The following is a 13610-nucleotide window of genomic DNA, read 5'->3' as shown; positions in this document are numbered from 1 at the left end:
TTAACTGACTGCTAGACTAGCCGAATCGTCCTGAGACATAATCTTCGGTACGTTTATCCTTAGGATTGGTAAACATATCAACGGTATTGCCAAATTCACAAATCTCGCCATTGAGGAAAAACGCGGTTTTATCTGAAATACGTGATGCCTGCTGCATGTTGTGGGTAACGATGATAATGGTATAATCCTCTTTTAATTCCTGGATAAGATCCTCAATTTTGAGCGTTGAGATGGGATCTAAAGCGGAGGTTGGTTCATCCATGAGAAGCACCTCTGGCTCTACAGCTAAGGCACGCGCAATACAAATCCTTTGCTGCTGCCCTCCTGAGAGTGAGAGCGCGCTTTTGGTTAATTTTTCTTTGACCTCGTCCCAAATAGCGGCTCCTCGAAGGCTTTTCTCAACCAGAGCATCTAAGGTTGCTTTATCTCTGATACCATGGGTTCGTGGACCATAAGCCACATTATCGTAAATCGACATGGCAAAAGGATTGGGCTGTTGAAAGACCATGCCTACACGTTGACGTAGCTGATTGAGATTCATGGACTGACTATAGATATCCTGACCATCCAGTCTAATATCGCCACTTATCCGACAGCTGGGAACCAAATCATTCATACGATTAAGACTTTTTAAGAAAGTAGACTTCCCACATCCAGAAGGACCGATACAAGCCGTAATTTGCCCTTTCGGCAGGTCAATCGAAATATTCTTTAAAGCTTGGAAATCACCATAATACAAATCAAGATTTCTAACGGAAAAAACACCCATCTTAAGTTCCTCCTTTGACAAATTGGCGTGATAGCCTACTGGATATCCTGTTAATGATCAAGACAGTTACAATCAAAACAACACCTGTCGCATAGGCTTGATTAACATGTAAGCCTTCGCTAGAGAGCATATACATGTGGAGGGCTAGTGAACGCCCTGATGACATCAAACTCGTCGGCGTGTTTGTGGCAGTCCCTAAGGTATACATCAAAGCAGCTGTTTCTCCGACAATCCTACCAATCGAGAGAATGACTCCTGATAAAATCCCTGGCATAGCTACAGGTAAAACAATTTTAAAAATAGTTCTCAGCTTACCAGCACCTAAAGCAAAGCTCGCTTGACGCATGCTATCACTAACAGCTAAGAGTGCTTCTTCTGTTGAGCGTATGATCAATGGAAGAATCATGATGACCGAGGTTAAAATACCAGACAAAAGCGAGTACTTAAAGCCCAAGAAGATAACAAAGAAGAGCATCCCAAAAAGGCCAAACACAATCGATGGAATCCCTGATAAGGTATCTGAGGCAACTCTAATCCATGTCACCCATTTAGAGTCCTTGGGAGCATATTCCACTAGGTAAATGCCTGCAAATAAGCCTAGAGGAAGAGCGATAAGCAAAGAGCCGACGACTAAAATAAGGGTTGAGATGATCGCAGGCATTAACGAAACATTGTCACTGGTATAGGTAGGGGCAAATAAGTCTGGGTGCAAATGAGCAACCCCATTAAATAAGATAAAACCAAGCACCAAAAAGAGAGAAGCAAAGGTTAAACCAGTCAATAAGTAAACAGCGCCTTTTAAAAGATAATTAGTCATGAGGTGTTTTTCCTTTCACATAGGCAAAACAAGCATTAATCATGAGAATGATGGTGAACAAAACCGTTGATGTTGCCATAAGAGCTTGACGGTGTTCTCCCGAAGCATAAGCCATTTCTAAAACAATATTGGTTGTCAGGGTTCTTGTTCCAGAAAAAAGAGTGGTCGCTATTATGGGTTGATTCCCTGCAACGAGAATCACCGCCATTGTTTCACCAATAGCACGTCCAAGTCCAAGAATAATGGCTGATAAGATGCCTGACTTGGCCGCTGGTAAAACCACCTTAAAAATACTGCGTTCATGTCCTGCTCCTAATGCCAGACTACCTGAGTAATAGGTCTTAGGCACCGTTCGAATGGCTGCCTCAGATAGGCTACTGATCGTTGGTAAAATCATAATACCTAACAAGATAGATGCCGTTAAAACACTAAGACCATTACCACCCCAGGTACGCAGCCAAGGTACTAAGAGTTGTAACCCAAAAAAACCATAAACAATAGACGGAATTGCTGACATCAAGTTAAGAGAGGATTTTAGAAAGGCATAAAGCCTTCTAGGACAATAATAAATCATAAAAACAGCTGTCAAAATACTGGTCGGAACGCCAAATAAAAGCGCTCCAAAGGTTATGATAAAAGAACCAATCACCATGGGGAAAATACCAAAACTGGCAGGCTGATTAGAAGGAGACCAATCTCTCCCCAAAAGAAAGTCCAAAAGACCATAATCTAAAATAAAGGGAATGCCATTTCGAAAAATAAAATAGCACATCAGAACAATCGTAATAATAGCGGTAACGGCGCTTACAAAGAAGAGACCTTTGGCAAATGATTCTTTGATACTCTCTTGTTTCACAGGCTTTCCTTTCTAACAACCTCCAAGCAAAAGACAAACTTGATATCAGACCTTAACAACCTAGATAAATTTGACAAGCAATCACTTGCTCAAATAAGCCATCAAGAAGTCTTTTGCAGAGGACCAGTCTCATATAATCTGGAGGTGATGACGATTACTGTTGACCAAGGTCTCCCCACTGACTCACTTTACCAGTAAAAATGTCTTTGATGTCAGTCATACCAATCGTATCACGTTTATTAGCTTTATTGACGATGAGGGCAATCCCATCAAGAGCAATACTATCATGCTTCAAGGTCTTGCTTTCTTCAGGGGTTAATTCACGCGAAACCATACCAATATCAGCTGTTTTTTCTTGTGCGGCTGTGATACCTGCTGAAGAGCCATTGGCTGTAATGTCAATAACCACACCTGGATTTTCTTTTTGGTAAGCCTCTACTAATTTCTCCATCAAGGGAACAACCGACGTTGAGCCAACAATGAGGAGCTTGCCTGATTTAGAGCCACCATTGTAAGGAACTTTACTGGTCTTTGCTTCAACAAATTTATTGTCAGTGACGACCTTTTGACCTTTTTCAGAATGGATATAGCTAATAAAATCTTGACCCAATTCAGAAAGCTCATTTGACCAAACAATATTAAAGGGGCGCTGAAGTTTGTATTCCCCATCTAAAACCGTTTCACTACTAGCTTTCACGCCCTCAACATCAAGTGCCTTCACCTTGTCATTTAAAGAACCAAGTGAAACGTAGCCGACCGCTGCAGTATTGCCAGACACAGACGAAATCACTCCCTCTGTATTATTTTGAATAATGGCTGTTTTGACCGTATGATCAATTTCTTTACCATTGCTTTTTTCTAAAATGCCAACAATGTCATTAAAAGCACCTCGTGTCCCTGAACCATCTTCACGAGAAACAACTTCGATCGTCTCATTGGCTGCCGAGTTTGTATTGGCTTGATTGTTGCCACATGCCGCCAAGGAAGAGCTCGCTAAGAGTAGGGCTGCTAAAGTCATCATTTTTTTCATTTGTAAACTCACTTTCTGTTAATCGCATTTTTTGAGAAATGTTTAATCTGCTAGCCTAGAACTCTAACAATCCGCTTTCTTGTAAGCGTGTTAAGAGTAAGCTTTTGAGAACTGACATTTCTTTTGTTTACACTCTCAGTATACTAAGCTAGTGTAAAGAAATCTTATGGATTTTTGTAAAGATTTTGTAAAGAAAAAAGACAGGAAAACTAAAAAGCTGGGACAATAAACATTGCCCAGCCTGCTCTAATATTAGCTTCCTAAACCAATCGTAATAGGAAGGATTAAGGTAAAGGTCGATCCTTGACCAACCTGACTACTGACTTGAATACGACCTCCCAAGGTTTCTGAAAAAGATTTGACGATGGCCAAACCCAAGCCAGTCCCTCCAGTTTGACGACTACGACCTTTATTAACACGGTAAAAACGCTCAAAAATCCGTTCAAGCTGATAAGAGCCTATACCGATACCTGTATCTGCTACCGAGATTTCAAGACAGTTATCTCGCTCAATCAAGCTCAAGCTGATTTGCCCGCCTTCTTCAGTATAACGAATAGCGTTGGTTAAAAGGTTAACCATGATCTGAGATAACATATGGGCATCCGTTTCATAAATCAATTTTTGAGGAAGGTTTAGATGATAGTCCAATCCCTTTGCCACGATTTTTGGTTGCAAGGTTTGCATGAGATCTTTCAAAAAAGGAACTACATCAAATGATTCTAGCTGAGGCTTCATTTGATGTAACTTGGATAAACTCAACATGTGGTTAACAATATGCTCTAAACGAGCACTCTCTTTTTGGATAATCCCTAAAAAGTCTTTTCTAACCTGCTGTTCTTCATCAGCTGGCATCTCTAATAAGGTTTCTGTAAACCCTTTGATAGAGGTGACTGGTGTTCGTAACTCGTGAGAAGCATTGGCAACAAAATCCATATTTTGCTGTTCATACAGTCTAAGAGGGGTTAAGTCATTAAGAAAAACAAGCGCTCTCTGATACTGGCATTGAGAATTGGGGATTGGCACTACTGTTACCTCTAAAATAAGGTCCGAATCATTTAAGCCAACTAATTCCTTTTTAAGCACTTGCTCTTGATCAAAAGCACGATTCACTAAAACAGTGAGATCTGATCGTCGTAAATCTGCCAAGGTCTTAAACATTTTATGATCTAAGCTAGGGAAAAAGTTGCCAAGAGATTGGCTTTGCAGCTCAATCTGCTTGTTTCTAGTAACCACAAAAGCCCCCATAGAAAGGTGTTCTAAAAAGGTTCTGACATGTAGAATCTTATCATCTCTATCTTGCTCACGCATCATCCCATTATCTTCGAGCGTATTGATGGCTTTGGCTAGAGACCTTAGGTCATCATGTTTTGACGAAAAAGCCTGACGTCGACGTGACGGTTGGGTAAGCTGACTCACCTTTTTAAAATCAGCATACCAAGACCAGATTCCAAGCAGTTGCCACAGTAAACCTGCCAGACAAAGAAAGGCTAAACCCAAAAAGAGCAGAATGAGATGAGGAAAAACAAGCGAAAAAAGACTAAAAAGAATGACTAACACCATCAGAATAAGACTCATTCTAAGCCGTGGTAACATCAACTCTCTCCTTCAAATTTATAGCCATAACCCCTAACCGTCTTGATGAGTGATGGTGACTTGGGATTGTCCTCAATTTTGTCACGCAATTTACCAATGTGAACATCAACTAGGCGAGTCTCTTGTCCAAAATGATAGCCCCAGATACGCTCCAGCAAACGCTCTCTGGTTAAGGTCATACGAGGATGCTTTAAGAGATAAATTAACAATTCAAATTCTTTCGGTGTCAGGTTTATTTCCTGATGCGATTTAAAGACCTGATGACGCTCAACATAAATGACTAAATCTGCCACTTGAATTTTAGTGTCCTTGTGATCTATCTCTGGTGACCATTCAGACAGCTGGTTCTTATCTGTACGACGTAGGATAGCTTTGACCCTCGCTAACAGTTCCCGTGGACTAAAAGGCTTGGTTAAGTAATCATCGGCCCCTAATTCTAAAGCCAAGACTTTATCAAGTTCCTCACCCTTAGCCGAAAGCATCACAATCGGTATCTCAATCCCAGCTTTTCGCAGAGCTTTACAGACTTCCACACCATCTAGCTGAGGCAACATGATATCTAAAATAATGATGTCAAACCGCTGAGTTTTGCCCATATCAAGTGCTGAACGCCCATCTTCGACCGTTACAACATCAAAACCTTCCTTAGCCAAATGATAAGAAAGCAAGGTAAGGATAGAAGGCTCATCATCGACGACTAGTACACGTTTGTTCATAAAAGACTCCTTTTTGTCATTATACCATAGAGAGACTTGACCTGCTTCGTGTTCGATTCATACTTTTCATAAACGCCGGTGCTATCTTCAGATTCATCACCTCACCAAGAGTGATGGTTCTTGATGATTAGCATCTCTCAGAAAAGGTAGAGAGCAAAAAAAGCTAGGGCTCAACCTAGCTTTTCGTCTAAGAATTATACCGATACGTCAAAGCCTTCTGCGACTGCTTCTGGGAAATTTTCTTCAAGGATTTTAGCGCTGGCATCACAAACCTTGACACCGTAAGAACGCATTCGAGTCGTTGGATCAATGCGGCGTGAACGCTCACAAACATCTCCATCTGCACGTTCAACCTTAAAGGCAACACCATCAAAGGCAACTGCATCAGCTGGCTTATCAGCTTCATCAAGGATCGTTAATTGTGAGACAATCAATAAAAGTGCAATATCACTGTCCAATGACGCTAACAAAGTTTTCACTGCTTGACTAGCATAAACCGTCAAATGTGCTTCTAAGGATTTACCAATCACCTTGGCATTACGAGCTTCTTCAAGGGCTTTTTGAGCCTGAGCACGGAAGACCATAAAGGCTTCCCACTCCTCTAAAATAGCTTCTTGTCCTTCAAAATCTCCTGCTACTGGTAGCTCTGCTAATTGTACGTAGGCTTGCTCTTCATGTTCCAAGTATGACCAGATTTCTTCCGCTGTATGAGGCAAGATAGGGGTCAACAGCTTGGTGAGCTTGACTAGGATATCATAGAAAACGGTTTGCATACGACGACGCTCTAAGCTATTAGCTGCCTCAATGTAAACCACGTCCTTCGCAAAATCAAGGTAAAAGGCAGACAAATCAACGGTTACAAAGTTTACCACAGCTTTGTAGATCGTCATGAAGTCATAAACCTCATAAGCCTGATTGATGCTAGCAACCAGTTGATTGGTCTTAATCATCATGTATTTATCAACAGCACCCAATGCTTGATAGCCCACAGCATCCACTGATGGCTTATAATCATGCGTGTTGGCAAGTAAAAAGCGAAGGGTATTTCGAATCTTACGGTAAGTCTCAGACACTTGACCAAGAATGTCCATAGACACACGAACGTCGTTATCTGTGTCCACCGAAGCAACCCACAAGCGCAGGATATCAGCACCGTATTGCTTGGCCACATCATTAGGAGAAATGATATTGCCTTTAGATTTAGACATTTTTTCACCCTTACCATCAAGGACAAAACCTTGTGACAAGATGCTCTTGTATGGAGCATGCCCATTGACAGCTACTGAGGTAATGAGTGATGAGTTAAACCAACCACGATACTGATCAGAACCTTCCAAGTAGAGGTCAGCTGGATAAGCGAGATTGGAACGGGCATTCATGACACCATTCCAAGAAGATCCTGAGTCAAACCAGACATCCATGATATCGGTCTCTTTCGTAAAGTCACCATTTGGAGAACCTGGATGGCTAAAGCCTGGGGGTAGAAGGTCTTTGGCATCACGTTGCCACCAAATCACAGAGCCATGCTTAGCAAATAAGTCTGCCACATGATCCGTAACTTCTTTAGTCATGATTGCTGTACCATCTTCAGCATAAAAGATAGGAAGTGGCACACCCCATGAGCGTTGACGGGAAATCACCCAATCACCACGATCACGAATCATATTGTAAAGACGTGTTTTACCCCATGACGGATGGAAGGCCGTTTTGTCAATCTCATCCAGAATGTCTTGACGGAATTTTGAAACAGAGGCAAACCACTGTGGCACAGCACGCCAAATGATAGGTTTTTTGGTTCGCCAGTCAAATGGGTAGGAGTGCGTGATGACTTCTTTGGCAAGGAGTAAGTCTCCTAATTTTTCAAGAACAGTCGGCACAACCTTATCGTAGAATTGCCCCTCAAAATCAGGACCAGCCAACTCGTTCATCAACCCACGCTCATCCACTGTCACATAAACTTCAAGGCCATAAGCCATCCCAACATTGTAGTCGTCCTCACCAAAAGAAGGGGCTGTATGGACAATACCTGTACCAGAATCAGTCGTTACATGATCACCCAGGATCACAAGCTCTTCAACAGCCTCATCCCAAGGGTGCTCGGTCACGATATACTCTAAGGCTGATCCCTTGTGATGTGAGACAAGTTCAAATGACTCCCAGCCAAATGTTGGTGCGAGACGATCTACCAGAGCCTCTGCAACGACAAACTGGCGACTATCATTTTGAGGTTTGACAACCACATAGTCCAGATCAGCACCAACTGTCAACCCGCGTGAGGCTGTGATGGTAAATGGTGTTGTTGTCCATACCACAATGTAAGTATTGCTATCTAGAACGCCCTTGCCATCTGTCACCTTATTGGCATAATAAAGTGAGGTTGAGTCAATATCATGGTACTCAATCTCTGCCTCAGCCAAGGCTGACTCTGATGACCAAGACCAATAAACAGGCTTAGCACCACGATAGATATAGCCCTTCTCAGCCATAGCCCCAAAGACACGAATCTGGTCAGCCTCAAACTCAGGGTCTAGTGTGATGTAGGGATTATCCCATTCTGCAGAAATACCTAAACGCTTAAAATCATCGCGTTGCTTATCGACTTGAGACAGAGCATACTGACGGCACTGGTCAAGGTAGTCAGCCAGATCTAACTCTTTTCGTTTAACTCCTTTTTTAGCCAAAACTTGCTCAATGGGTAAACCATGCGTGTCCCAACCTGGTACAAAAGGTGCAGAAAAACCAGACATGGATTTGGAACGCACAATAATATCCTTAGAAATTTTGTTTAAAGCATGTCCTACGTGGATATTACCATTGGCGTACGGAGGTCCATCGTGCAGATGAAAAGAAGGTTTACCTTCATTCAACTCTTGGCGCTTTTGATAAATAGCCGCTTCTTCCCAGGCAGCTTGCCACTGAGGCTCTTTGTTAGGAAGTCCTGCACGCATTGGAAAGGCTGTTTTCCCGAGGTTTAATGTTTCTTTTAATTTCATTATAATTCTCCTTAAAAAATAAAAAAGCCTTTATCCTAAAAAGGACGAAAGCTCGTGGTACCACCTTAATTCAGAAAACACAAATCTACTTGCTTCTAAACAGCATAGCAAAGCATGGCTTGGTTTTCCCTCTTGAGCTGATAAGGAGGCTCACCCCTTCTAACTTACTCTTTTTCAGCTAGAATCCAAGAAAATGATAATCTTTTAAGCAGTGATGACAGGACTCACACCAACTCCCGCTCGCTAAGCATGTGCTTAAAACATCGTATTTTTCTTAATCTTCAACATGATCTTCAAAATGTAATTTAAAGGTCTGTGTCTCATCTAGGTATAATTCTGATTCGTCTACCAGACTTTCAGAAGAGTCTACACTTGATGGCGTAACTTTATCAGTCACATCATGGCTTGATGAGAAGTCTTCGGCTGCTTCTGACACACCTAGTCCAAGTAAAACGTCATCTGTTAATAATGGTTCTTGACCAGCAATGGTTTCTTCTAGTTGACGGTTACTCTCTTCGACACGACGTTGCAATTCTGCCATTTCTTCTGGTGAGAATTGGCGTGTGGCATCAATAGCCGCAAAATCTGCCCCCTGAGGTAGGTCTTGATCCCCCCCCTCAAGTACTGACTCAACAACCTCTCTAAAAGCTGTATCTGAATTTTGAATGTAAGAGGCCGTTGGTTGTAAGAGCTCATCCCATTCCGGTGAATTCACTAAAGCTAAATGACACTCCACAGACGACAGGAGACGCTGATGGAAGACACGGGTTTGACGCTTCAAATCTTCCGTTTCAATAGCGACACGTTTGGCTTCATCGGCTGCCTCACGAAGCATGTCATTAGCCTTTTGCTTGGACTTTTCAAGCAGTAGTGTTGCTTGATTGTTGGCGTGTGTCAAGATGTTTTCAGACTCCGTACGCGCAGAGGTTTTTACCTTCTCAGCTGTTTCTTGCGCCAAGATGACTGACTTACTCAAGGATTCTTTCATATCATCAAAATAAGCCAATTTTTCTTCAAGTACCTTAATCTGAGCTTCTTGTTGACGATTTAATTGTGTCAACATCTCATAGTCATCAACAACAATATCTAAAAATTCATTAACTTCTTCTTCGCTATAACCACGAAACTTTAGTTTAAACGTTTTTTCTTTAATATCAAGTGCTGTAATAGCCATTACAACCTCCTCTATTTCTGTCTGATTTTTTTGACGACCAGTTTGTATTTTCCTTTTGACGTCACACCTGCCAGTGCTATGATGCGACATCTACCATAACCACGAACACTCAGCAAGTCATTAACAGCGACTGTTTCGGTCGTCTTGGTGGTTGGCTTATGGTTGAGCTTTGTCTTTTGAGACTGAATCAAGTTCTGACTCAACTGCCTGGATAGTTGATAAACAGCTGCTAAGACCTTATCTAATCGTAAACTCGAAACCAAATAAAGTTGCTCATCTCCTTCTTCTAGGACTGCCACTTTTTGGTCTAGTGGAATCTCTCGAAGTTTTACAGGGACTTTTGCGATTTTATGAACCGTCATTTCAAAGTAAGTCACCATTGATTGTTTAAGGCATATTTGTGCATCACTACCATTGACCAAAATATCTCCAAAAACAGAGCGTTTAATGCCTAGCTGGTTAATCAGGGTTCCCATAATTTGGGAGTGGGTCAGACGATTGAACTTTTTAGCATAGCAAATCTCAACTAAGCTAATCTCAAAGTCATCAAGATTTAGCTGATAGTAATCTGGAGCGATGATCAGCCGATGATACTCCTCAGTAAGTAGTCCTCTACTCGAATACAAGGTCAAAGCAGTTTGAGCAACTAAGTCGTGAGCTATTTCTTCCTGTCTAGGATTGACAAAGTCTGTCACATAAATGGCATAAGACGTTTCAACCGAATAAATGATATTACTCAACTTATCAATAAAGTCATACTCGCTAGTATCATAATGCTGATAAAGATGCTTGACTTGTTTTTTCATTAGAATAACAGCAAGTAAGTAAAGACTTTCAGTGCTATTTCAAAAACAACGAAAACCGCAACAATCGTGAAATCAATACCAGCTATTTGAAGTCCAAAGCGTCGAAATGGTGCTAAGATTGGCTCTACAATCGCACTAAGTAGTTGTCCCAATCGCGTCTGGTAAGCTCCTGGAAACCAGGACATAATCGCATAGATGACTAAAAGTGTTGAGTAAATGCGAATGACTCTCTCTAAAATAATATATAATAAAAACATATTAACGTCGTTTCATATCATAGTCAAAATTGATATCCTGACCAGCGTTTGGAATGGTCATCTCTTCAATATCGACAACCACAAATTGAGGTGTGAGCAGGTACATCGAAGAACCTACCTTTCGAAGATTTCCTGACAAAACACGGCTTGCCCCATCAACAAAGTCTAAACAGCGACGCGCTTGTGCCTCTAGCATGTATTGAAAATCAATCAATACGCACTCATTACCTGCTAATAGGTCTACAATCTCTGTCGCATCTTCGTATTTACGAGGGTATTTGAGGGCAATCGTTGGCTGATTTGATAATGGTGGATTCATTTGATGTTGTGATGAATTTCTCATTTGTTCTTTTCTATAAGGTTTTTTCTCTTCGCGCAGACGTCTCTCTTCTTGGAGTGATGACGTTGCTTTTGGTTGATGAGAGGTAGCTGATCGACTAGCTGCTCTAGAGGTTCTTTCTGATACAGGAGGTTTAGAGTAGTCACTAGACTGCCTGATGTCTTGTTGAGGTAAAGAATCTTCCAACTCTTCGACATCAGTGACTTCATCTGTATCAAAATAAGAAATTACTTTTTCAAATGTATCTTTTAATGCCATAAATTTCTCCTATTGAAAGAACAATTTACCAATTCGCACAAATGTTGCACCATGTTTGATGGCTAATGGATAGTCACCACTCATTCCCATGCTTAATTCTGTCATCGGCATATTCTTTATTTTTTTGGCTTTTATCATTTCTTTTAGTTGATGAGTTGCTGCAAATAAGTCCTCTAACTCAGTCTGACTAGCTGCTAAAGGTGCCATGGTCATCAAACCAACCAGATTGATTTTTGGCATATCTGCTATAGCGACCAAGGCTTGCTCAATCTCATCTCTCAAAAATCCATGTTTACTGGCTTCTTCTGACAAGTTAACCTGTAAAAAACAGTTGATGACATGGTCTGCTCGCTTATTGATTTCTTGAGCTAACTTAATAGAATCCAAAGCATGAAAATAATCCACTAAATTGATAATATCCTTAACCTTTCGGCGTTGAAGACTACCAATGAAATGCCAGGTTACAGGCTTATTAGCTAGAGCCTGGTATTTCTTCAAAAACTGATCAACACGATTTTCACCAAGGTGATTGACACCAAGCTCTATGAGTTGACTGGTTGTGTCAACATCAACATATTTCGTCACTGCGATAATAGTGACTGTCTGGGAAGCATGACTATCTGCAACCACTTGATCAACGTCTTGAAAAATACTGGTTTTATGTTGTTCTAAAGCCATCATTTTCCTTAACGATTTTTGAAAAATGGAGGTGTCTCAAGCTCATCATCCAAATCAGAAGAACCTGAGAAAGTAGACATGTTAAGCCTACCATCCAACTCACCTTCTGTCGGACGAGCAATATGGTCTCGACGTAAATCCCAATTTCCAAAAGCAGAATGTTGACTTGGTTGGTTAAAATCTGGTTGTGGAGCTCTTTGAGAAGAAGGCATGTCCACATTTTGAGCCATGTCAAAGTTGACTTGACGGCGATCAAAAGATGGAGCGGATTCTTCTGAATGTTGTTTTGATGAGGGAGCTGACGATGACGCTTGGTTGTTAAAAGAACGTGGTGTCGCGCGAATCCCAGCAACTTGCTCGGTTCGATCTTGACGAACACCTGTCGCAACGACCGTCACACGAATTTCATCTTTAAGGGTATCGTCGATAGACGTTCCAAGCCAAATGTTAACCCCATTACCTGCGGCTTGTCCCACAATCTCTGATGCTTCTTCAGCTTCCGTAAGGGTCATATCAAGCCCACCTGTAACGTTAATAATAACATCCTCAGCGCCATCAATAGTAGTTTCAAGTAAAGGTGAGTAAATGGCTTTACGAGAAGCCTCAACAATACGCTCCTCACCTGAACCAATACCAATCCCCATAAGTGCATTGCCTTTATTGGCCATAACTGTTTTGACATCCGCAAAGTCTAAGTTGATGAGACCAGGATTAGTGATGAGGTCAGTAATCCCTTGAACACCTTGACGAAGGACGTTATCGGCCTCACTAAGGGCTTCAAGAAGAGGGGTCTTCTTGTCAACAATCTCAAGCAAGTTGTTGTTTGAAATGATCAACAGGGTATCAACTTGATCACGTAATTCTTGAATCCCCTCAATAGCAAAGTTCCCACGTTTATTTCCTTCAAAACCAAATGGACGTGTGACTACTGCCACTGTCAAAGCTCCTAAGCTTTTGGCAACACGAGCGATAACAGGGGCTGCACCAGTACCTGAACCGCCGCCCATCCCAGCAGTGATAAAGACCATATCCGCTCCATTAAGAGCATCTGTTAAAACTTCTTCACTTTCTTCAGCAGCCTTACGTCCAACCTCAGGCTGTCCTCCAGCACCGAGTCCACGCGTCAGCTTGGGGCCAAGTTGGATAACTGTCTCAGCTTTGGATGAGCTTAAGGCTTGAATATCAGTATTTGCTGCAATAAATTCTACGCCGGTAAGACCTTCATCAATCATACGGTTAATGGCATTTCCACCGCCACCGCCGACTCCTATAACTTTAATGATGGCACCTTGCATAGATGCTGTATCAAATGAAAACGACATT

At 41.7% G+C, this 13610-nt stretch carries 12 protein-coding genes and 2 pseudogenes; all 14 read right to left on the bottom strand.

Features of this window, described 5'->3' with window-relative positions:
* Positions 1–16 precede the first annotated feature (16 nt).
* Positions 17–769, bottom strand: a complete 753-nt coding sequence (gene pstB, locus ACMZ6Z_RS02810) for a phosphate ABC transporter ATP-binding protein PstB (RefSeq protein WP_416131146.1) — start codon at positions 767–769, stop codon at positions 17–19.
* 1 nt (position 770) lies between these two features.
* Complete coding sequence (gene pstA, locus ACMZ6Z_RS02805) at positions 771–1586, bottom strand: phosphate ABC transporter permease PstA (protein ID WP_416131145.1); 816 nt, start codon at positions 1584–1586, stop codon at positions 771–773.
* Positions 1579–2427, bottom strand: a complete 849-nt coding sequence (gene pstC, locus ACMZ6Z_RS02800; protein WP_416131172.1) for a phosphate ABC transporter permease subunit PstC — start codon at positions 2425–2427, stop codon at positions 1579–1581. The genes pstA and pstC overlap by 8 nt, the downstream gene beginning before the upstream one ends.
* Positions 2428–2596: 169 nt before the next feature.
* Positions 2597–3472: a substrate-binding domain-containing protein gene (locus tag ACMZ6Z_RS02795; RefSeq protein WP_416131171.1), complete on the bottom strand. Its 876-nt coding sequence runs from the start codon at positions 3470–3472 to the stop codon at positions 2597–2599.
* Positions 3473–3724: 252 nt separating this feature from the next.
* Positions 3725–5065, bottom strand: a complete 1341-nt coding sequence (pnpS, locus tag ACMZ6Z_RS02790) for a two-component system histidine kinase PnpS (RefSeq protein WP_416131144.1) — start codon at positions 5063–5065, stop codon at positions 3725–3727.
* Positions 5065–5781, bottom strand: coding sequence for a response regulator (locus ACMZ6Z_RS02785; protein ID WP_416131143.1), 717 nt, complete (start codon positions 5779–5781; stop codon positions 5065–5067). The genes pnpS and ACMZ6Z_RS02785 overlap by 1 nt, the downstream gene beginning before the upstream one ends.
* Positions 5782–5975: 194 nt before the next feature.
* Positions 5976–8774, bottom strand: coding sequence for an isoleucine--tRNA ligase (ileS, locus tag ACMZ6Z_RS02780; RefSeq protein WP_416131142.1), 2799 nt, complete (start codon positions 8772–8774; stop codon positions 5976–5978).
* Positions 8775–9048: 274 nt separating this feature from the next.
* Positions 9049–9948: a DivIVA domain-containing protein gene (locus ACMZ6Z_RS02775; protein WP_416131141.1), complete on the bottom strand. Its 900-nt coding sequence runs from the start codon at positions 9946–9948 to the stop codon at positions 9049–9051.
* Between the two features lie 11 nt (positions 9949–9959).
* A complete protein-coding gene (locus ACMZ6Z_RS02770; protein WP_416131140.1) occupies positions 9960–10754 on the bottom strand; it encodes an RNA-binding protein in 795 nt (264 codons plus the stop codon).
* Complete coding sequence (locus tag ACMZ6Z_RS02765; RefSeq protein ID WP_416131139.1) at positions 10754–11011, bottom strand: YggT family protein; 258 nt, start codon at positions 11009–11011, stop codon at positions 10754–10756. The genes ACMZ6Z_RS02770 and ACMZ6Z_RS02765 overlap by 1 nt, the downstream gene beginning before the upstream one ends.
* A gap of 1 nt (position 11012) precedes the next feature.
* The gene (locus ACMZ6Z_RS02760; protein WP_416131138.1) at positions 11013–11609 is read right to left on the bottom strand and encodes a cell division protein SepF; all 597 of its coding nucleotides are present in this window, start codon (positions 11607–11609) and stop codon (positions 11013–11015) included.
* Between the two features lie 9 nt (positions 11610–11618).
* Positions 11619–12287, bottom strand: coding sequence for a YggS family pyridoxal phosphate-dependent enzyme (locus ACMZ6Z_RS02755; RefSeq protein WP_416131137.1), 669 nt, complete (start codon positions 12285–12287; stop codon positions 11619–11621).
* Positions 12288–12295: 8 nt separating this feature from the next.
* Positions 12296–12550: pseudogene (locus ACMZ6Z_RS02750) on the bottom strand (cell division protein FtsZ); the annotation flags it as partial.
* 57 nt (positions 12551–12607) lie between these two features.
* Positions 12608–13609, bottom strand: a pseudogene (gene ftsZ / locus ACMZ6Z_RS02745) (cell division protein FtsZ); the annotation flags it as partial.
* Position 13610: the final 1 nt, after the last annotated feature.

It is taken from the genome of Streptococcus pluranimalium, assembly GCF_047785705.1.
GTDB classification, from domain to species: domain Bacteria; phylum Bacillota; class Bacilli; order Lactobacillales; family Streptococcaceae; genus Streptococcus; species Streptococcus pluranimalium_A.
This window is presented reverse-complemented; position numbering and strand designations above follow the sequence as displayed.